Origin of the sequence: Wujia chipingensis (assembly GCF_014337155.1) — a bacterium.
Lineage (GTDB): Bacteria > Bacillota > Clostridia > Lachnospirales > Lachnospiraceae > Coprococcus_C > Coprococcus_C hominis.
The window spans coordinates 1,663,211-1,685,303 of the sequence record NZ_CP060632.1; the positions used below are offsets into that span (position 1 = coordinate 1,663,211).

General features: G+C 43.0%; 20 protein-coding genes and 1 pseudogene. 4 read left to right on the plus strand and 17 right to left on the minus strand.

The window, feature by feature from the left end:
- Positions 1-105: 105 nt before the first annotated feature.
- Both H9Q76_RS07795 and H9Q76_RS07800 read right to left on the minus strand, forming a co-directional pair.
- A complete protein-coding gene (locus tag H9Q76_RS07795) occupies positions 106-1,005 on the minus strand; it encodes a LysR family transcriptional regulator (RefSeq protein ID WP_227573518.1) in 900 nt (299 codons plus the stop codon).
- A 3-nt stretch (positions 1,006-1,008) separates the two neighbouring features.
- Positions 1,009-1,917, minus strand: a complete 909-nt coding sequence (locus H9Q76_RS07800) for a LysR family transcriptional regulator (protein WP_227573517.1) — start codon at positions 1,915-1,917, stop codon at positions 1,009-1,011.
- 122 nt (positions 1,918-2,039) lie between these two features.
- Between H9Q76_RS07800 and H9Q76_RS07805 the strand changes: the two genes are divergently transcribed.
- The 3 genes from H9Q76_RS07805 to H9Q76_RS07815 are packed head-to-tail and all read left to right on the plus strand — an operon-like array spanning position 2,040 to position 5,484.
- Positions 2,040-2,804: a DUF4866 domain-containing protein gene (locus H9Q76_RS07805; protein ID WP_118373377.1), complete on the plus strand. Its 765-nt coding sequence runs from the start codon at positions 2,040-2,042 to the stop codon at positions 2,802-2,804.
- Entirely contained in the window at positions 2,788-4,146 is a 1,359-nt protein-coding gene (locus H9Q76_RS07810; protein WP_118373378.1) for a threonine/serine exporter family protein, read from the plus strand. The genes H9Q76_RS07805 and H9Q76_RS07810 overlap by 17 nt, the downstream gene beginning before the upstream one ends.
- A 36-nt stretch (positions 4,147-4,182) precedes the next feature.
- Positions 4,183-5,484 carry an adenylosuccinate synthase gene (locus H9Q76_RS07815; RefSeq protein WP_117781045.1) on the plus strand — a complete coding sequence of 434 codons (1,302 nt, stop codon included), beginning with the start codon at positions 4,183-4,185 and terminating at the stop codon, positions 5,482-5,484.
- A 15-nt stretch (positions 5,485-5,499) separates the two neighbouring features.
- Here H9Q76_RS07815 and H9Q76_RS07820 read toward each other — a convergent pair whose 3' ends face one another.
- The 6 genes from H9Q76_RS07820 to H9Q76_RS07845 all read right to left on the minus strand — a co-directional run bounded on the left by H9Q76_RS07820 (position 5,500) and on the right by H9Q76_RS07845 (position 9,614).
- Positions 5,500-5,976, minus strand: a complete 477-nt coding sequence (locus H9Q76_RS07820) for a flavin reductase family protein (RefSeq protein WP_021985056.1) — start codon at positions 5,974-5,976, stop codon at positions 5,500-5,502.
- A 173-nt stretch (positions 5,977-6,149) separates the two neighbouring features.
- Positions 6,150-6,461 (minus strand): thioredoxin, encoded by a 312-nt coding sequence (trxA, locus tag H9Q76_RS07825; protein ID WP_118373380.1) that lies wholly within the window; start codon positions 6,459-6,461, stop codon positions 6,150-6,152.
- 59 nt (positions 6,462-6,520) lie between these two features.
- A complete protein-coding gene (locus H9Q76_RS07830; RefSeq protein ID WP_227573513.1) occupies positions 6,521-7,504 on the minus strand; it encodes a Gfo/Idh/MocA family protein in 984 nt (327 codons plus the stop codon).
- Between the two features lie 22 nt (positions 7,505-7,526).
- Positions 7,527-8,921 carry an alanine/glycine:cation symporter family protein gene (locus H9Q76_RS07835; protein ID WP_118373381.1) on the minus strand — a complete coding sequence of 465 codons (1,395 nt, stop codon included), beginning with the start codon at positions 8,919-8,921 and terminating at the stop codon, positions 7,527-7,529.
- Positions 8,922-8,936: 15 nt separating this feature from the next.
- Positions 8,937-9,419 (minus strand): acyl-CoA thioesterase, encoded by a 483-nt coding sequence (locus tag H9Q76_RS07840; RefSeq protein ID WP_227573512.1) that lies wholly within the window; start codon positions 9,417-9,419, stop codon positions 8,937-8,939.
- 21 nt (positions 9,420-9,440) lie between these two features.
- On the minus strand, positions 9,441-9,614 hold the full coding sequence (locus H9Q76_RS07845; protein ID WP_021985064.1) for a hypothetical protein: 174 nt from the start codon (positions 9,612-9,614) through the stop codon (positions 9,441-9,443).
- 245 nt (positions 9,615-9,859) lie between these two features.
- Here H9Q76_RS07845 and H9Q76_RS07850 point away from each other — a divergent pair, with 245 nt between their 5' ends.
- Entirely contained in the window at positions 9,860-11,107 is a 1,248-nt protein-coding gene (locus H9Q76_RS07850; RefSeq protein WP_021985065.1) for a deoxyguanosinetriphosphate triphosphohydrolase family protein, read from the plus strand.
- Positions 11,108-11,213: 106 nt separating this feature from the next.
- Here H9Q76_RS07850 and H9Q76_RS07855 read toward each other — a convergent pair whose 3' ends face one another.
- From H9Q76_RS07855 to H9Q76_RS07895, 9 genes and pseudogenes are all read right to left on the minus strand, one after another.
- A complete protein-coding gene (locus tag H9Q76_RS07855; protein WP_249320897.1) occupies positions 11,214-12,104 on the minus strand; it encodes a cation diffusion facilitator family transporter in 891 nt (296 codons plus the stop codon).
- A 114-nt stretch (positions 12,105-12,218) separates the two neighbouring features.
- Positions 12,219-13,034, minus strand: coding sequence for a hypothetical protein (locus tag H9Q76_RS07860; protein ID WP_117781038.1), 816 nt, complete (start codon positions 13,032-13,034; stop codon positions 12,219-12,221).
- 166 nt (positions 13,035-13,200) lie between these two features.
- Positions 13,201-14,328, minus strand: a complete 1,128-nt coding sequence (locus tag H9Q76_RS07865) for a hypothetical protein (protein ID WP_249320898.1) — start codon at positions 14,326-14,328, stop codon at positions 13,201-13,203.
- Positions 14,315-15,037, minus strand: a complete 723-nt coding sequence (locus H9Q76_RS07870; protein WP_021985069.1) for a helix-turn-helix domain-containing protein — start codon at positions 15,035-15,037, stop codon at positions 14,315-14,317. The genes H9Q76_RS07865 and H9Q76_RS07870 overlap by 14 nt, the downstream gene beginning before the upstream one ends.
- Before the next feature lie 93 nt (positions 15,038-15,130).
- Positions 15,131-15,280 (minus strand): annotated as a pseudogene (locus H9Q76_RS07875) (transposase); the annotation flags it as partial.
- 48 nt (positions 15,281-15,328) lie between these two features.
- Positions 15,329-16,906 carry a DUF5050 domain-containing protein gene (locus tag H9Q76_RS07880; RefSeq protein ID WP_249320899.1) on the minus strand — a complete coding sequence of 526 codons (1,578 nt, stop codon included), beginning with the start codon at positions 16,904-16,906 and terminating at the stop codon, positions 15,329-15,331.
- Between the two features lie 190 nt (positions 16,907-17,096).
- Positions 17,097-19,733 carry a pyruvate, phosphate dikinase gene (gene ppdK / locus H9Q76_RS07885; RefSeq protein WP_249320900.1) on the minus strand — a complete coding sequence of 879 codons (2,637 nt, stop codon included), beginning with the start codon at positions 19,731-19,733 and terminating at the stop codon, positions 17,097-17,099.
- Positions 19,734-19,966: 233 nt separating this feature from the next.
- Positions 19,967-20,437: a hypothetical protein gene (locus H9Q76_RS07890; RefSeq protein WP_118373383.1), complete on the minus strand. Its 471-nt coding sequence runs from the start codon at positions 20,435-20,437 to the stop codon at positions 19,967-19,969.
- 63 nt (positions 20,438-20,500) lie between these two features.
- A complete protein-coding gene (locus H9Q76_RS07895; RefSeq protein ID WP_195540905.1) occupies positions 20,501-21,997 on the minus strand; it encodes a sodium:solute symporter family protein in 1,497 nt (498 codons plus the stop codon).
- Positions 21,998-22,093 lie beyond the last annotated feature (96 nt).

Below are 22,093 nucleotides of genomic sequence, written 5' to 3' on the forward strand. Positions count from 1 at the left end.
TTTCCTCCGTGTTCTGTGATTTGCTCACATTATAATCGGACAAAATGGGTTTGTATAATATCTATTTTTTTGTGTTTGATATAGTTTGAAGCTATTTCAACTATTCTAGGATAAGTATTTCTTTATTGCAGTCAGATACGTCTGAGCCAGATGACTCAGCATTTCTTTCTTGTGCGTGATATAGCCGATCCGCATATCACCTTCATCCGCAAGTGGCACGGAAATGATATCTTTGCCATTTAATTTCTTATCGATCACACCGCTGCATACAGTGTAACCATTCAAGCCAATCAGAAGATTGAACAAGGTTGCCCGGTCACGCACACGGATATTCTTTTTCCGTTCCGTCTCAGAGAAGATCTCCTCAGAGAAATAAAACGAATTATGCTCACCCTGCTCAAATGACAGATACGGATAGCTTTGCAGTTCTTCGTTCGTGATGACTTTATTTTCCGCAAGCGGATGCTTCCGGCTGATAAAAACATGCGGTTTTGCCACAAAGAGCTGATGAAACTCCAGATCGTAGGACTTCAGGATCTTCGTGAGCACAACCTCATTGAAATCATTGAAAAACAGGATTCCGATCTCACTCCGCATACGCGCCACATCCTCGATAATCTCATACGTCTGTGTCTCCCGGATGCTGAAATCATATTCATCCTGTCCATATTCCTTGATCAGATCAACAAATGCATTAACCGCAAAGGAATAATGCTGCGTGGAGATACAAAACTGCTTCTTTCCACCTGTGCCGTTCTTATATTTATCCTCCAGAATATCTGCCTGCTCCAGCACCTGTCGTGCATATCCAAGGAAATCCTCCCCCTCCTTGGATAAGGTGATGCCTTTGTTCGTCCGGTTGAAGATCACAATATTCATTTCCTTTTCCAGATCATGAATCGCATTCGTCAGGCTTGGCTGCGTGATATACAGCTTCTTCGCTGCTTCTGTGATTGTTCCGGTCTGTGCAACCATCGTTGCATATCTTAGCTGTTGTAGTGTCATCGTTTACTCCCCTTTCTCTTCCTCCACTGTCTGCAATATCATGTTCTTAAGCTGTCTTGCGGCAGCGCTGAGTGGATGTTGGTTATCAAACACCATACAGATATCCCGTTTCGGAATTTCTTCTTTTAACGGAATCTGCACGATTTCTCTTTTCATTATAGCTTCTCTTGCCATCGATTTAGGAACGAAGGCAAGTCCAAGTTCATGCCGTACCAGCGGCAGGATCTGATCGGTCGTTGCAACCTCCGTATCCGGGGACAGTTCCAGTCCATATGATAAAAACAACTGATTATAAAATTGAAATGTCATCGTCTCACGTCCAAGACATATCAGCGGATAATTTTTTAATTCCCACAGCGATATTTCCTGGCTTCCAAGTGCCATGAATGTTCTTCCTCCGACTAATACCTCCTGAAAAGACTCCAATACAATTTCCTTGAGCGGGGCTTCCACCGCCGCCGGGGTTGACACGACCGCAAAATCAATCATTCCACTTTTCACTGCCTCGATTGCCTGTGGAGTTGAGTGATTATAGATTTTCAGACGTATACCCGGATATTTCATATGAAACTCTTTCAGCTTATCCAGCAGATAGATATTCAAGGCGGTTTCACTCGCGCCGATTGCAATACTTCCATGTGTCAGTCCCGTACTGTCGGTCAGCTCCTCCTCTGCCGCCCATAACTGCAGCATTGCCGCAGATACATGCGTATACAGGCGCTGTCCCTCCGGTGTCAGCTGCACACCTCGGTTCGTTCTAACAAACAACGTACTATGAATCTGCTGTTCTAAGCTATTCATCGCACGTGTGATATTCGGCTGGCTGTTTCCTAATACACGGGCCGCCTTTGTAAAATTCTCATATTTTGCCACATAATAAAAGATTTTGTAATATTCAAAATTTACGTTCATGCCTCTCCTCATCCTGATATATCAAAGCAGTATCTTCAATATATCAATTATAGTTTTTACTTATTTCTGCATGCATAGTATAATCTGTCCGAAAAGAAAAAGCAAGAAGGGATGTGCATATTATGAAAAATACAACGATGTTTCCAAGAGAAGAACATGCAGATGTTTTGTTCCAGAAAATATTAAATGATCCATGGGCATGTGAAAAACTGCAGGAGACCTTTTGTAATTCTCTCGCGCTGAATGACGATACAGATAATTCCCCTTCTGCATCCACATTTGCCAATGTCCTGTTTGATGCATACCACAACCGGGATTTGTCTGCATTTCTGATGGTAATCTGTCAGAATACACTGTTTGATCTGCTGCGGAATTCTTATCTGATTCCATACCGGTTCAATGCAGATGGGAAGCAAAACCCGATTATCATGACAGATACAGAAGGAAATCTGTTATCCGAATATAAAAAAACAGTTCATGAGAAAGAATATCATCATTTTCAGAACGTATGCAAAGAAATCGGTTCAACACAAAATATGTTCTTAGCACAGGCTTATCGGTACAGCCACGCATATACATCTGATTCTATGGACATCAAGCAGAAAAATCTGGAATCCTGCACCGGCGTTCTCCTGATTCGCGAGCTTCCAGACACGATCAAGCAAAAAGAAACCGAAGCAGAAGCCTATTCCGCAGTCTGGGATCTGATGGTAAAGCTGGAGAAGGAACTCCCGATGGCATTTGTATTTTACGGACAGGATACTCTGCTCGAACACAATGAGCATTTTGACGAGCTTGGAATCTTCCTGCCAAATTCCGTTTTTTTGAATAATCTAAAACGGCATATTACAAAAGCAGAGGCGATATTATATGAAGAAGAACACTGATCCGATCTCAACTTCCTATGTTGATATTATGGAAAAAAATCATATGGAAATCCCCTGGCATGATTATACCGGTGATGACAGCAACGTGCTTATCTCCGATGCGGGATTGATTGAAAAAGCTTCCGTTATCGGTCGTGTCGGTCTGATCCTGCTTTCCTGTGGAACCGGAGCATGGCGTGTCCGTACATCCATGAATAAGCTTTCCAAAGAACTCGGTGTAACATGCACGGTCGATGTCGGTCTGATGTCCATTGAGTTTAACTGTTTTGATGGAAATGATTGTGTGTCCCAATCCTTAAGTATTGCAAATACAGGCGTAAACACATCCAAGCTTTACCGAATGGAGCGTTTCGTCGACAGCTTTCCGAATATCGAAGCCCATCTGACTGGTGAAGAAATCCATAAAAGGCTTGATGAAATCGAGAGAATCCATGCGCTTTACTCTCCTGTCAAATTAGGACTGGCGGCAGCACTCGCCTGCTGTGCATTTACATTTCTGCTCGGCGGCGGTCCCGTGGAAATGATTCTTGCATTTATTGCTGCAGGTGTTGGCAATATCATACGAACAAAACTGATCAAGCATCATTTTACCTTATTTCTAAACATTGCTGCTTCTATCTCGGCTGCCTGTCTGATCTACACGATCTGTCTAAAGCTTGCCGAAATGCTGTTCCATGTAGCCGCGGTGAACGAAGCGGGTTATATATGCTCTATCCTGTTTATCATCCCAGGATTTCCATTTATTACAAGCGGCATTGACCTTGCAAAGCTGGATCTCCGTTCCGGACTGGAACGACTGACTTATTCCATTATTATCGTTTTGGTTGCAACCATGTCTGCATGGATCATGGCTTTGCTGTTACATTTGCAGCCACTGTCTTTCGCAGACATGCATATCAATGTATGGGTACATTTTATACTCCGGATAATTACAAGCTTCTGTGGTGTATTCGGATTTTCCCTGATGTTCAACAGTTCTGTTTCAATGGCATGTACGGCTGCAATGATTGGTGCTGTCGCAAATACACTCCGTCTGGAGCTCGTAGACCATTGTGGAATTCCTGCCGCTGTAGCTGCATTTCTTGGGGCACTGACAGCAGGACTTCTTGCATCCTTTATAAAACAGAATCATGGATATCCAAGAATTTCACTTACGGTTCCTTCCATCGTTATTATGGTTCCGGGACTTTACTTATATCGTGCAATTTATAACTTTGGCATTATGTCTCTTACCGAAGCGGTCTCGTGGTTTACATCTGCAATCATGATTATCATTGCACTTCCACTCGGTCTGATCTTTGCAAGAATTCTGACTGACCGTACATTCCGGTACTGCACATAACACAAATTACCTTACCAAACAAAGGAGGACAAACAAATGCTTACAGCCGTAACAGGTATCAACTGGGGTGACGAAGGAAAAGGTCGTGTCATCGATCTATTAGCAGAGCAGGCGGATATCGTCGTCCGCTATCAAGGCGGAAATAACGCCGGTCACACCGTCGTTGTTGGTCGTGATAAATATGTATTAAATCTGCTTCCATCCGGGATTCTGCATCCGGATGTCACATGTGTTTTAGGGGATGGAATGGTCATTGACTTAGAGCATCTCACGAAGGAAATCGAGGCTCTGCGAGGAAAAGGTATTCCTATCACACCAGAAAATCTAAAGCTTTCCAAGCGTGCCACGATCTCTATGCCTTGGCACCGGGTGCAGGATGAACTAGAAGAAGCCCGGCTGGAAAAGGATGGTTCCGCCTTCGGTTCCACACGTCGCGGTATCGCCTATGCTTACAGCGACAAATATAGAAAGAAAACGCTCCGGCTTGGTGATCTGCTTCATCTGAACGAGGGCTATATACACAACCGGCTGCACATGATGCTGGATGCCAAAAACATGGAGCTTTCCGGCTGTTATCATCAGGAGCCAATGTCCTATCCGGCACTGCTCTCCTGGTGTGAGAAACAGGCGGCAGCATTCTCCGCATATATCTGCGATACCGGCGCATTCTTAAGAAATGCCCTAGCAGACCATAAAAAAGTGCTTTTGGAGGCACAGCTTGGTGCCATGCGTGATATTGACTATGGCATATTCCCATATACATCCAGCTCATCCACGATCTCAGCCTATGGTCCGATCGGTGCCGGAATCCCCGGTGCTCCGCTCTCCCATGTCGTCGGTGTTCTGAAAGCATACTCGACCTGTGTCGGTGCCGGTCCATTTACCGCAGAGAAAGCAATGTCCGAATCATGGAAAGATGATCTTCGCCGTGCCGGCAATGAATACGGTGCTGCAACCGGACGTCCAAGACGTGTTGGTCCTTTTGATGCCGTTGCCAGCCGTTACGGACTCCAATGTCAGAACGCAGACCGGATTGCCCTGACAAAACTGGATGTATTAAGCTCCATGAAGGAAATTCCGATTATCACAGAATACCTGCAGCACACGAAACATATTATGGATTTTGACCCAACAGATAATATGGATAATCTCCTGCCTGTCATCGATATCGTTCCTGGCTGGCAACAGGATATCTCGCATTGCCGTTCTTATGATGAACTGCCGGACAATGCAAAACGATATATAGAAACGATTGAAAAACTGCTTGATCACGAGATACAATTTATCTCAGTCGGTGCGGAACGAAATCAATACCTGACAAAAGGGGAATGGCTGTAAAGCCACTCCCCTTTGTTATGTGTACATCTTCACTCTTCTCTGATACTCTGCATACGTGAGCGGTGCTTTCTCACTCAGTATCTTTGATTTAATCACAGTTCCGATAAATAACGTATGGGAACCACAAGATATCTTCTCTGTCACCGTCGCTCCAAGCATCGCCACGCTCTGCCATCCGAGATACGGGATTCCCTGTTCATTGACCGGAAGCTCCAGTGTTTTCATTTTATCAACATCTCTTCCAGACTGATATCCAAAATGCTTGATTGTCTCGAAGGTGCATGTCTCATCTAAGATACTGACTGCAAATATCCCACTCTTTTTGAGTAACTCACATGTATAACTCTGATTGGAAACCGCAATTGCAATCTGTACCGGCTCGTGGCTGATCTGCATACATGTATCAATGATACAGCCATTTGCTTTTTTCTCCCACACCGTCGATAACATGTATAATCCATAGGTAATACACTGTGTTGCTGTCCGTTCCATCTTCCACATCTCCTATCTGATTTTGTTTCCGATAGTATGTGCAAAATGAGATTTTCTATAGATAAAATATTATCAATTTAAGCAAAAATGGTACAAAACAGATCATATATTGTCTATTTTGTACCATCATCAAAGGACAGGAAATAAGATTTAAAATCTGTATTTGGATTGTTCTAGCTCCACATTGCCTCGATCTCAGTCTTGGATACCACACCGACACTTTTCTTCACGATCTCGCCATCTTTGAACAGAATCAAAGTCGGGATGCTTGCCACGCCATAAGACATCGCAATATCCATCGCCTGATCGACATCGAGCTTGCAGACCTTGACCTTTCCTTCATACTCGTCCGCAATCTCAGAAACCGTTGGTGCCAGCATCTTACACGGGCCACACCATGTTGCCCAGAAATCTACGAGCACGAGTCCCTTTGCATCGAGTACTTCTGCCTTAAAATTATCGTTATTTAAAATTACTTCTGCCATTTTCATTCACTCCTTATCTTTTGATTTATGTTACCCTTTGCTGCTTCCTTTTAATCACGCTACCACGCTTCACCCGGATATTTCATGCCCCAGTCTTTCCGAAGCTTCGTCATGATTTCCATTACATCCCTGGAATACGCAAGCTGCATCGCGGATGCATCCCCGCTTTTTACTGCCTGTTCCATATCCTGCATCTCATAGTACAGCGCATCCGCAGTATCTCCGGCTGTAATCTCCGTCTGCGCGCCACTTTCGGCATCCACGATGACTGCCTTATCCGCGCGCGGATATTCCATGATCTCGATATATCCTTTTTCCAGACTGATCATCGCACGCTTTGGCTGTTTTGAATGCATCGAGAGTGCAACCGTTGCCATCTGCCCCTGGGCATTCTTGAGCAGAATTGTTGCCTGCTCATCCGAACCGGTCGGAGAAGGCTTCCACTGGCTCACGATCTCATCCGGCTGTTCGTCCAGAAAACTCCGGACGATTGACAATGCATATACGCCGATATCAAGCATCGCGCCACCGGCAAGATTCATATTGAAGAACCGGTTAGACATATCATATTCCTTGAAGCTTCCGAAATTCATCGTGATGATCTGCACCTTTCCAAGCTCACCACTTTGCACGATATCCCACAGCTTCTTGTAGATTGGCATATGCCAGATCGTCATTGCTTCTGCAAGCACAAGCTTTTTTTCTTTCGCAAGCGCGATCATATCATCCAATTCTCTGCTGTTAAGCGTAATTGATTTTTCAACAAGCAGATGCTTTCCATACATCAGCGCCTGCTTCATAAATGCATAATGTGTATTATGCGGACTCGTAATATAGATGATATCTACATCCGCATCCAAAAACATATCATCGATCGTATCATATACTTTGGAAACACCATATTTTTCAGCAAATGCAACCGCCTTCTCATGCGTCCGGTTTCCAACTGCATATAACGATTTTCCCATCTTCTGCAATGCCTGTGCCATCTCATTTGCGATCACGCCGGTACCAAGCACTGCCCAATTCAACGTATCCTGCATCCACTTTACTCCTCATCTTTCACTAATATGTTTCAATACCATTAAAATAATCTTTTACCATCTTCACCACGACACCCGACAACAGGAATACCGCAATCAGGTTCGGGATTACCATCAAACCATTAAATGTCTCCGCGATGCTCCAGAGGAGCCCGAGATTCATCGTTGCACCAACGATTGCAACCAGGGAATACACAAGCATGAACGGTTTATTTACCCGTGTACCAAACAGAAATTCAATACATCGGACACCGTAAAGTCCCCAGCCGATGATTGTTGAAAATGCAAAACAACACATTGCAATCGCTGTGAAGATGGATACCCAGCCACCATAAGTCGCAGTGAATCCACTGATTGTAAGCTCTGCGCCTGCCGCCTCTCCATATCCAATCGGAACTTTACTGCATAAGATTACAAGTGCGGTCAATGTACAGATCACTATCGTATCAACAAATACTTCGAAGATTCCGAAGAATCCCTGCTTTACCGGTTTTCTTGTATCTGCACATGCATGTGCGATTGAACCGGTACCAAGACCAGCCTCGTTCGAGAAGATACCACGGGAAACACCTTTCTTCATACTCATGAAGAAGCTTCCAACGACGCCACCAGTCACAGATGCCGGGTTAAATGCGCCTTCAAAGATGGATGCAAATACCGTTGGCACGTTCTTGACATTCAGCAGCACAACTCCGATTGCAAGCACAATATACATTACTGCCATAAACGGTACCAGTTTCTCTGTTACCTGTCCGATCCGCTTAATTCCGCCGAGCAGAATGAGCGCAATCAGGATTGCAAGCACAATTCCGATAATGAGATTCAGGGTAGAAACCTGATTCTCGGAAATTACATTATAATTAAACAATGCTGAGTCAATCGCCGTTGTGATCGTATTGACCTGCGTTGCATTTCCCGTACCAAATACCGTCAATACGCCAAATGCAGAGAACAGATATGCCAGCCATTGCCAGTGCTTCTTCAATCCATTCTTAATATAATACATCGGTCCACCGACATAATCGCCATCTTTATTTTTCTCGCGAAAATGCACCGCAAGTGTAACCTCTGCAAACTTCGTACACATACCGAGCAGTGCAGATATCCACATCCAGAAAATCGCACCAGGACCTCCGATGGCGATAGCTCCGGCTACTCCGGCTACATTTCCGGTTCCAACCGTTGCCGCAAGTGCCGTACAGACTGCCTGAAACGGTGTGAGCGCACCGTCGCCCGCTTCCTTCTTCTTGAACATTCGTCCGAATGTCACCTTCATGGCATACGGAAACTTCCGTATCTGTAAAAACCGGGTACGAAAGCTCAAATATAACCCAACACCGATAATACAGATCATCGCCGGGACGCCCCAGATAAAATTATTGATCACACTATTGACTGCGTCTACTTTTTCTAACATTGATAAACTCCTATTCTAAAAGCCTTCCTTCTTTCGCTGTTTCCGAAGCTCGCTGCGTTTCTTTCCGGTCTCCCATTCCGCTTCTTCCACAACTGTCTCTAATTTCAATCTTGGTACCCGCCGCGGCTTATTATCCTCATCCAATGCAACCAGTGTCAGATATGCACGGTTCACCGGATAACGCATCCCATCTATCTTCTCTAAATAGGAATCCACGCGGATTTCCATCGACGAATTTCCGACATAGGTTACGCGTCCGATCAATACGACAATATCATGCTGACGAAGGCTACGCAGAAAAGTCAGATTATCTACCGATGCTGTGAGCACATGTCCCTCAGAATGCCGCATAGCCGTAAGACCTGCCACCTCGTCAATCCAGCCCATCAGTATTCCACCAAACATCACATCTGCGCCATTTAAATGTTCCGGACGAATCTCATGAAACTGTTCTGTCAGAGAATCCGCAACCCGTTTTTCTTTTATTTGCTCTTCCATGCTGTCATTCCTTTCCTGCTCTCATCCGATCAACTCATACTGTAGAAATTCATACTTTAATTTCGAGCCTTCCCCAATATTCTCCGGCAACAACGCTCTTGCAACCAGTTTCAGATCATCGGACTCAATATCCGTCCGTTTGAGATTTGCATAATCTCCATCTATGCTTACTACTTCATAATACCATGTTTCCATACGATAGCTCCCTATATCATCTTAATCCATAATGCTTATTGTATCATACTTCATCACACACCGACGTGATGACCTGTGCATATCAGCGTGCTTCATTATATCATGTCACCGGATTATTTTCATCTTTTAATTCCATTTTTCTACAATTTTATGTCATGATACATACGCCCCGCAGTTGCCTTTTTCCCTTCAAAATGCTAAGATATTTCCAGTTAAAAAACACATATATAAGAAAGGAATGTCCCATGCCTGTAAATAAAAATAACGGTTACCATACATTATCCAAAGATTTATCAGAACGTATCGAACAGGATCGCGCGAATCACTGGGTCAATCCATATGCCTGCCCGGATTCTGCCATCATCCGTCGTTTTGACGATCATGACAAGCCACATCTCTGGCGTCCTGCTTTCGTTATGGATGTCGAGAAAATCCTGCACAACAATTATTATAACCGATATTCGGATAAAACGCAGGTTATCTCCTGCTATAAAAATGACGATATCTCCAGGCGTGCGTTACATGTGCAGCTCGTCTCCCGTATCGCACGTACTATCGGCATGACACTTGGCTTAAACCTGGATCTGATTGAAGCGATTTCCCTTGGACATGATATCGGTCACACTCCGTTCGGACATGCCGGGGAGCGTTTCTTAAATGCACTTTATAACGGGCATACCGGACGATTGTTCAATCATAATATTCACAGTGCACGTGTCCTGGATCATCTGATTTTCCGGAATGTAAGCCTGCAGGTATTAGACGGTGTCATCTGCCATAATGGTGAGCTTGAGCAGCAGGAATATAAACCAAAGCGCTTTTCTGCCACGGATCCATGGGGAGAATTTGATACCAATCTCGAAGACTGCTACACCGATCCTTCTGCGAACAAACGACAGATTCCCGGCACACTGGAGGGCTGTATCATGCGGATCAGTGACATTATTGCATATCTTGGCAAGGACCGGCAGGACGCATTAAAGATTGGTCTGATTGAAAATAATAACCACTTTACTTCCGGTACGCTTGGCACAACCAATGCACAGATTATCAATAATATGACAGTCAGCATCATAGAGCACAGCTATGGAAAACCTTATATCAGTATGGATAAAGATGTATACGAAACTTTTTCAAAGGCGAAAACAGAAAACTATCAGACAATATATAACAATCCGCAGTTAAATGATATGTACAACAACAATATCCGTCCGATGTTCCACGATATGTATGAAGCACTTCTCACACAGGCAAAAAGGATGGACCAATCATCCATCCTTTACAAACATCATATTAATTATATCCGAAGTGCCAACCAATATAGTCATTATTTTAATATTGATAAATACATGGAGCACTACCTGAGTCAGGATCCGAATGAAATTGTCGTTGATTTCATGGCAAGCATGACCGATGATTATTTTATTGATCTGTACAACTACCTGTTTCCAAACGGATCCTACAAGGTTGACTATATCGGGTATTTCGACTAATGCATCAACAAGGACGTATACAATCATTTCATAATTGTATACGTCTTATTTTTTTCCGGAATTCATCGAATTGATATGGTTTCTTACGAAACCACAAGGATGTCTTCTAATCTGGAATAATCTCGATATATACCTGATCATATTTGTGCTTTAATTCCTGCTTGATCTCATCCCGTACCTGATGCAGGATGCTGATATGTATCACATCTGTCTGGTTGCCAATATAGACTTCCACCCAGATCTTCCGTCCCGTCTGGATTACATCAAGGAATGTCACTTCGTATGGATAATCCTTCATATGCTTATCTACGATGGAGCGGATCTGGCTCAACACCTCTTCCTCCGGTGCAAACAAAACCAGATTCTTGATACTCTGAAAGATCACAACGACCGGCTCCCGGATCAGCAAAATCGCCATCACTGCCGCTACTGCCGGATCAATATATGGTGTCAGGAAATGAAGCTTCGTATGAAGCAACAGCACCTGTACCACAAATGCAACCGCCACACCCAGACTGCTCACAACATCCAGCTTCCACATATAGAGCTCTGCTTTGATCGTCTCTGACTCGTATTTCTTACTGTAATGATTCAGTATGAGATACATCGCTGCACATCCTATGCAGACAAGGAACTCAAACACCGCAATCTTCCCAGCATTTACCTCATGTCCGCCATGCATGAGCAGCTTTACGTTCTCCACCAGCAGATTACAAGTGAGTGCCAGCAGGACGCTATACTTTACAAGCAGGAATAACGATTCTACCTGTGAATACCCATATGGGTGTTTCTCCGTAACCGGCTTATACAGAAGTGGCACCAACACAAGAAACGGTCCAATCATTACCAGATCTGCTGCATCAAACAAACAGTCCGTAAGCAGCGAATGCGAATGCGTGATCCACGCCATAACTCCTTCCGCTATAATAAATAAAAGGCTTCCCAGAAAAGATAATCGTAATATCTTCTTCTCTATCTTCAACTTATCTTTCTTCATATATATTTTCCTCTTCCCATTCTCGCCTTTTACTATAACATAAAAATCCCGTTTGGAAAATATACCAAACGGGATTGCTTTATTTTTTTATAACATACACAAGTAAATCATTACTTATGGAAGCCAGCTTATACGAACCTCTTTCAGCTGTCCGGTTACATCATTAAACTCGAACTCATATCCACTGTCACCCATATACACTTCTGATTCTATCATATACTTTACATTTTTCCCATCCTCTTCAGCATTTTCACTGCTATTTTCCAGCAGCTCATCCTTTGTAAGGGTAGTAGGGAATGAAAAATGTACCTTTTTTGCTCCATCTATCATATATTCACTGATTTCAGCATTCATGGAAGCATCATAATCCGGCTGTGGTACATAGAGGTGCGAATATCTCACATATGAAAGCACACAGTCCTCAGCCTTCTGCTCGCTGTCAGTGAAATTACCAAATTTAAACTGCATTGTTACATAATCGTTGATAGATGCCTGATACCTCTCAGTTTCATAATTTACATTTACATTGTTGCCACTGTTGTTAAGGTCACTCTCATCAAATGGAATACCTGCATCTATAAGATCCTTGAGTGTTGATTCTCCTAATATGAGCTTCGTACCATTGTACACAAATGATCTGTTGTCCATATCTGCATATTTCTCGCTGAGTCCCTGCTCCAATGTGAAATCATCATATACCGGAAGCGTAAACTCCGTTGATTCATCATATGTATCAGCAATATCCTCCGTATCATCTGCCGATATATCAGCAGCATCTTCTCCTGTAGTATTTTCCTCCGTTACAGTTACCTGTTCTGTTGCCTCTGTCTTCTCTGTTTTGTTGTCCGACTCGTCTGTCCCACAGCCAACAAGAGACATTCCAAGTACTACTGTGACAAGTCCCAGCTGCAGCATCCTTCTGTTTTTCATATAGTATGTTCCTCCTTGATAAAAATATGTTTTCGGATTTATTATCACTTATCACCCGAAATCTGTCGAGGTTAAATCAGTAGCATCCATGCAACCAGTGGTAGCAATGATTGATTTTTGCAATTTTTATCACTTTTTATCAATCAATATATATTTTTTAATTTTCTCACTCCTCAGTGATGCTCATAAACCTTGTATATGTCTTAGGGTTCATTATCTCCGGAGAATCATCAGCAAATCCATTTATGCTGTATATATTGCCATCTTCAAGATCTGTATACGCATTAAAGTAATACGAAGTCTTCCTTGTGCCGTTCCGTATACGCAATATGGAATAGGCATAATAATAGTAAATTTTTCCCTTTTCCTCATACTGTCCTTCGGCTGTAACCTTGGAAATCCCGGCAGAGTTGCTGTCTTCTGCCATATCAGCTGCACTCTTCCATGTATACGGAATAACAGACACTATCACCTGTGATTTATCAGCCTCAGAATAATAAGATTTCCCAGTCTGATCATCTCTTAGAAGTATGAAATTCTCTGGAATTTCATAGGATACATATATATCTTCATTTGCAATGCTGTCCACAAGCTCTGCATCAGTATATTCTTCTTTCACGACATCTGAACTGAATGTGCCTGAATACCCATCTGCCTGCCAGTATGAGCCTGCCATATCATTTGTCTCATCCGTAGGAACTGCACTGGAAGTAACACAAGCTGCCTCATCAATGGCCTTTTCATACATATCATTTCTCGATGCAGTATCCATGGCAGCTATATCTGTTCCATCAAATCTTACCACTGTGAGAAACCGTTTATCATCTCCTGCATCTGAAATGAGCACACAGAAATATGAACTGTCATATTCAGCGCCACGTTCCTCCTTCATGCTCACTATATATCTTATATACTCCCTGTCATCCACACGAATCTTCTCGGGATACTGTTCCATCGTATAGCCGGATTCCTTCATATGTTGTACACGTCCGTCTCTGTCATTCCAAAAATCATCAGCAGAATCATCCTCAACATCTATCTGTACCAGATACTCGTCGGTACTTCTTATGTTGAGACAGCCACTTTCATGTATAATAGCTATTCCTGCTGGTTTTACGGAAAAAGCATATCCCTTAAATACGATATGCCACAGTTCAGAGTACAACGTCTCATCTTCTGTCTGATCATGGTTTTTCAGATTGATTACGCCCATAAAATCCAAAGCAGCAGCTATTGCACCTGCAAATATAACGACAGATATAATCACATATAATACCTTTTTAAATTTCTTCATCCGCTTTTTCATCCTCAAGTATTATCTGAAGTATTTCCTCTTTCTTTATTCTTTGCATCTCGGATCCTGTAAGTATCAGAAGGATAATCATTACAATCACAAAAACCGCAACAAAAATCAGCGTCGACAGGCTGTAGTTCAAAAACAATCCTGAATTATCATTTCCTGTGTAACACTGTATATAATCTCCATCCCGTATTCCAGGCACATCAAGCCATACAGTATTCATTATCTTTCTTCCATCATCATCAAAATAACACAGATCAGCCTTTGTATACTGCTGGTACACCTTCTCAACACGTACATTATCGTTTTTATCTTTATGGTTGCTCCACTCATTCCTGACAAACAACACTGCCATCATAACAATGGAAAATATACATATAACTGTCATAATTCCAAATATTACTTTAAGCCTCATGAACCGGTTCCTGCCTCGAAGATTTTTCATGTGCACTATATTGTTTGATGCTAGATTCTCCTGAGTCAGTTCACCCTGTTTTTTTCTTTCTTCTCCATATATAAGCTCATCCATCTGAACATCAAGTATCTCACATATACACACAAGTCTGTCAAGATCCGGATATGCCTTATCTCTCTCCCATTTGGACACTGCCTGTCTGCTTACACCTATCTTATCAGCAAATTCTTCCTGACTCAGTTCGGCTTTCTTACGATATTCCTGTATTCTGGATCCTATATACAACATCCTTTTTCCTCCTCTTAATAGTCGGCGTTTCTCTTAACTCTTCAAAATGAAACGGAGCCCCTGTCACTGCAACATAAAATGGCAAAGGACTCCTATGAAGTTTTCCATCAGTCCTCTTTTGTAGTAAAATTTGATGAGATACTCTGGTAATGAATCCATGTTTGTGACAGCAAATGTGTACATGTAAACCATCTGGTTTTCCGGCTTTTCACCCTTGCATACCACACGCCTTTCATAAGGCCATCAGCCAGTTTCACAGCTATGCCGTAAATAATCATATATATTTAATTCTCAATACCCAACCACATCATACTTCGGATTGCTCTCCTGATCCTCATACATGACAACAAGCTTGTCCTCACATACCATAATTGAAAAGATGTAGGTCGGATCAGTATATGCAACCGATTCATAGCAATCCGCATATCGCTTTAGAACTTTTTCATTATTGCCATTCAAATCCGTCTGTATCAATTCTGTATTTCCATTTTCCTGTTTCAGATAAAACAGTTTATCACCATAGGAATTATACTCCAGAACATGTTCCGATATTGTCGTATACTGTGTTTCATCGGACTCTTGTTTCTGGTCTGTTTTCTCACACTTTTTTAACGTATACATCCCATTCTCATCTGTACATAACAGATATCTGTTTCCATTTTTCCTGATACTTTTTTCACCATATTCATTATAGACAGCTTCCAGATAATAACTATCATCATCATAGATAATCTCAGCATAAAAATCCTTTGCACGACTATAAGCTTGGCCAATAAATTTTCCCAGATATAATTCCTTCTTATCTATATTTATCTGACTCTCTATTTTTACCCTATATACATCAAAATACTCATAATCATCGTCTACAGGAGTCTCATAATAGAGATATCCATCTTTTATTGCGCAATAAAAAGCTGAATCTGTATATGGTTCATCTACATTTCCATTTTCCACATTTATCCGGCTTAAGAAATAAGCATCCTGTAAATAATATGTAAAATATACATATCCATCATAATAATCTAACCGGATGAGCCAGCCGGTTTCCTCACTGTCATCCATCATCCATGCCTTCCTGATGTCATCGAGTGTAATGATTGTCGACATGTCGCCTTCTTCACCAACCTTGCAGATTGCATTCTCAGTTTTATGGAAGAAAAACAGTTCATCCCCATTTGCCACTGCACGCTCGTTGTAATTCATTACTTTATCCTCATATGCTGCATCCGGGCCGTGTTCTTCTTTCGCATATGCACCATAGAATGATTTGTAATTATTGTAAATAACAAAATTCTTTCCAACAAAAAATGCGGACACACATACGAACGCAATTCCCACAACCAGAGACGATATATGAACCGCTTTGCTCTCCTTATCAAACAAATTCTTATTTCGTCGATACTCGTATATGTGGATAAGCAAAACAATTATCATCACTGCTATTCGCACAAAATACAAAACTGTACTTTGTTCTGCATAAACATGTGCCTTAAAACAATACAGATTGCTTATAAAATCGACAATCAAAACTACAATTATTGTCACATCCGCGAACAAATCCAGACGCGCCGAAGTTTTTTCATTTACCTTCTGCATAATCCATGCCAGAACATAGCACACCAATGCGCAGGTAAATAACACTTTCAGTCCTAGCCAGAAATTTGCACCATACACTTTAACAAAATCATCCAGATTGCAAAGTCTGGCATACTTCGTGTAAAAAGCAAGCCCAAATGGATATTCTTCTCTCCACAATGGTGATGCACCAATTAACTGTTTCAATGCCTGACATGCCACAATCATTGCAATCAGACGTACAAACCAGATTCTGTGATATGTGATTATTTTCTTCTGTTCATCTTCCAGCATTATACTCCCCCCCTGTTTTCGTTCTTTTACTTTATTTCAATTTTTGTAACCATATCAAGTATACACAAAATACATATACTTGTCATTCACAAAATGGAGTCAAGCAAAAAAATCCCCTACACTCCATTATGAAGTATAGGGGATTCTTTTATTTGATTACCAAATCAAAATGTCTACCATATGCGGTGTATTACTTATTAGCGATTGCAGCCTGAGCAGCAGCAAGTCTAGCGATAGGTACACGGAATGGTGAACATGATACATAATCAAGACCAATCTTGTGGCAGAACTCAACAGATGAAGGATCTCCACCGTGCTCACCACAGATACCGATATGAAGCTTTGGATTTACTGGCTTACCAAGCTTAACTGCCATATCCATGAGCTTACCAACACCTGTCTGGTCAAGCTTAGCAAATGGATCGTTCTCGAAGATCTTAGCATCATAGTAAGCATTGAGGAACTTACCAGCATCATCTCTTGAGAAACCGAATGTCATCTGAGTCAGATCGTTTGTACCGAAGCAGAAGAAGTCAGCTTCCTTAGCGATGTCATCAGCTGTAAGAGCAGCTCTAGGAATCTCGATCATTGTACCAACTTCGTACTTCAGATCTACGCCTGCAGCAGCGATCTCAGCATCAGCAGTCTCAACAACTGTCTTCTTAACATACTTAAGCTCCTTAACCTCACATACAAGTGGGATCATGATCTCTGGCTCAACATTCCAATCCGGATGTGCCTTCTGAACTTCGATAGCTGCACGGATAACTGCCTTTGTCTGCATCTTAGCGATTTCCGGATAAGTAACAGCAAGACGGCATCCTCTGTGACCCATCATAGGGTTGAACTCATGAAGTGAGTTGCAAAGAGCCTTGATCTCATCAACTGTCTTATTCTTAGCCTTAGCAAGCTTCTCGATATCAGCATCCTCTGTAGGAACGAACTCATGAAGAGGTGGATCCAAGAATCTGATTGTAACAGGATTTCCTTCAAGTGCCTCATAGAGTGCCTTGAAGTCATTCTGCTGATATGGAAGGATCTTGTCCAGAGCTTCTTCTCTCTCTTCTACTGTATCAGAGCAGATCATCTCACGGAATGCTGCGATTCTCTCTGGATCGAAGAACATATGCTCTGTACGGCAAAGACCGATACCTTCTGCACCAAGCTCACGAGCCTTCTTAGCATCTGCCGGTGTATCAGCATTTGTTCTAACCTTCAATGTTCTATACTTATCAGCCCATGCCATAACTCTACCGAATGTACCAGCGATAGAAGCATCAACTGTCTTGATAACTCCATCATAGATGTTACCTGTTGTACCATCGATTGAAATGAAGTCACCTTCCTTAAATGTCTTACCTGCAAGTGTGAACTGCTTGTTTTCCTCATCCATGATGATGTCGCCACAACCAGATACACAACATGTACCCATACCACGAGCAACTACGGCTGCGTGAGATGTCATACCACCACGAACTGTCAGGATACCCTGAGCAGACTTCATACCTGTGATATCTTCTGGAGATGTCTCAAGACGAACAAGAACTACCTTCTCGCCTCTTGCTGCCCATGCCTCTGCATCGTCAGCTGTAAATACAACCTTACCACATGCAGCACCAGGAGAAGCACCAAGACCCTTACCCATAGGTGTAGCTGCCTTAAGAGCTGCTGCATCAAACTGTGGGTGAAGAAGTGTATCAAGGTTACGAGGATCGATCATAGCAACTGCTTCTTCCTCTGTCTTATGTCCCTCATCTACAAGGTCACAAGCGATCTGAAGAGCTGCCTGAGCTGTTCTCTTACCATTTCTACACTGAAGCATGTAAAGCTTCTTATTCTCAACTGTGAACTCCATATCCTGCATATCATGGTAGTGATTCTCAAGTGTCTCACATACCTGAATGAACTCTGCATATGCTTCTGGGAATTCCTGCTCCATCTGAGCGATTGGCATTGGTGTACGAACACCGGCAACTACGTCCTCGCCCTGTGCGTTGATAAGGAACTCACCCATAAGCTTCTTCTCACCTGTTGCAGGGTCACGAGTAAATGCAACACCTGTACCAGACTCGTTGTTCAGGTTACCGAATACCATAGGCATTACGTTAACGGCTGTACCCCATGAATAAGGGATATCGTTATCTCTTCTGTATACGTTTGCACGAGGGTTATCCCATGAACGGAATACTGCCTCGATAGCAAGCTTCAACTGCTCTACAGGATCTGAAGGGAAGTCTGTACCAAGCTGATTCTTGTACTCAGCCTTGAACTGCTCTGCAAGAGTCTTAAGATCTGCTGCTGTAAGCTCAACGTCGAACTTAACACCCTTCTCTTCCTTCATCTTGTCGATCAGCTGCTCGAAGTACTTCTTACCAACTTCCATAACAACGTCTGAGAACATCTGGATGAAACGTCTGTAAGAATCATATACGAAACGCTCAAATGCTGGATCTGGGTTACCAGCGATCATAGCTGCAACTACCTCGTCGTTCAAACCGAGGTTCAAGATTGTATCCATCATACCAGGCATAGAAGCTCTGGCACCTGAACGTACAGAAACAAGCAATGGATTCTTGAGATCGCCAAACTTCTTGCCGTTGATCTCCTCCATCTTCTTAACACCTTTCATAGCCTGAGCCATGATCTCATCATTAATCTTACGACCATCCTCATAGTACTGTGTACAAGCTTCTGTTGTAATTGTGAATCCCTGTGGTACCGGAAGACCAATTGTTGTCATCTCTGCAAGGTTGGCACCCTTACCACCAAGAAGATTACGCATGGTCATGTCGCCTTCGCTAAACATATAAACCCACTTGTTTGCCATTTGTCATATACCTCCTAAGTAATCAAATTTCTGCGATAGCAGACTATGGCACGTCCCCATCACACTGCAAGAAATTATAACATAATTTTCACAATTGATAAAGGCATTTTTATAAATATTTAGTAAAATCGCCATAAAAAAACATAAAAAGAAAGGCAATTGGTTTTCCGGACGTATTTTACGCGGAAATCAACTGCCTTTTTTATTTTCTTTTCAGTCCGGGCTGCTCATATCTACTGCTGCGGCAAATCTGTTCCGGACACTTCCGTATCGTCTGTCGGGGTGCCGGTTGTTTCTTCCGGGTTCTGGACTTCCATCTTCTCCGGTGCATCTTTCACCCTCTCGAAAACCATGCTTTCTGTATCCATTGATACGGTGAGCATTCCATTTTCCACGGTAAAAGCAATTTCCTCATCATCCGAATAAAGCATGCCTTCCTTCCATTGAAACTGCTCTGTCTCCTCCCCGAAGCCAAGGCTTGCCGTGCCATCCGCATACAACGTAAGTGCCATGGAATCCAGCCCATATGACACGATATCGTCGTGAGAATAGCTGTCCCCGTCCGACTCCATGGAATACAGATGGTATACCCCCGCAGCCGAAGCCTTCTTCTCTGATTTTGCACAGGCCGCGAAGATACACATGCATCCCACAAGTAAAAATGAAAGTACGATCATGCGAAGCGCCGTTTGTCGTGTTCTCATGTTGCCGTCCTCTCGTACAACTTGGTTTCTATATAGCCTATGCGCAAATCCTCTGTTTAGAACTTATTTTTCATAGCAGGAAAATACCGCCTGTTTCTTCTCATCGGAAAGCTTTGGTGTGATAAGGCTCACAACCGGAACGATGATAAGTCCGGCAAGCATTGCAAATGCACCACAGTTGATCGGCGACTGCAACACGGTTGGGAATGATGCTCTTGCAAGCATATTCGCTACCATGATGCCACTGCCGAACAGGAAGTTCACAAGCACGGCGGCCTTCGTCACGCCCTTCCAGTACAGGCTGTAGATAAATGGTGCAAGGAATGCGCCTGCAAGCGCGCCCCATGAAATACCCATAAGCTGTGCGATAAATGTCACGCCGCTCTTATACTGTACAACCGCGATCACTGCGGAGATTGCGATAAATACAACGATGAAGATACGCATGATAAATACCTGTTTCTTCTCTGTCATCTCCTTCACGATCGTGCCACGGATCATATCCAGCGTCAGTGTCGAAGAAGATGCGAGCACCAGTGACGATAATGTCGACATGGATGCAGAAAGTACCAGGATTACAACAACCGCGATCAAAAACGGAGACAGCTTCTCGATCATCGCCGGGATAATCGCATCATAGCCCTGTGCCGCGATGTCGATATCATACAGTCTGCCGAAACCACCGAGGAAATAACAGCCACCAGCTACAATGATTGCGAAGATTGTGGATATTAAGGTTCCTTTTCCGATTGACTTCTCATCCTTGATCGCATAGAACTTCTGTACCATCTGAGGAAGTCCCCATGTGCCAAGTGATGTCAGGATCACAACACACAGAAGTCCAAAAGGATCCGGTCCGAAGAACGATGCAAATGCACCCGGTGTGGATGTTGCCTGCGCGTCCTCTACTCGTGCCAATGCATCGATTGCCTGCATGAATCCACCATTTGATTTTAATACTGATGCAATGACCGCGATGATTCCGATGATCATGATACATCCCTGAATAAAATCATTGATGGCTGTTGCCATGTAACCGCCTGCGATCACATAGATTCCGGTAAGCACTGCCATCACGACGATGCAGACCGTATAATCCAGATGAAACGCCATCCCAAACAATCTTGAAAGTCCGTTATAAAGCGATGCTGTATACGGAATCAGGAATACAAATACAATCAAGGATGCTAAGATCTTAAGCATCTTCGAATCAAACCGGACACCGAAGAATTCCGGCATTGTCTTACTCTCTAAATGCTGGCTCATTGTTCTCGTCCGTCTGCCAAGTACATTCCATGCAAGCAGGGAACCGATAAATGCATTTCCAAGACCGATCCATGTGGAAGCAAGACCGAACTTCCATCCGAACTGTCCAGCATATCCGATGAAGATAACCGCCGAAAAGTATGAAGTTCCGTATGCAAATGCAGTCAGCCATGGTCCAACATTTCTTCCACCTAATACAAATCCATTGACATCGGTCGCATGCTTCCGGCAGTAGACGCCGACACCGATCATCACTCCAAAAAATATTACTAACATGATAATTTTAATCGCCATTTTCTCTCTCCTTTTTCTTCTGTCTGGTGATTGTAAATCCCGCTCGATTTATCCCTTCGTTTCTCCATTGCGTTATTGCGTAACGCTTTACTGTAT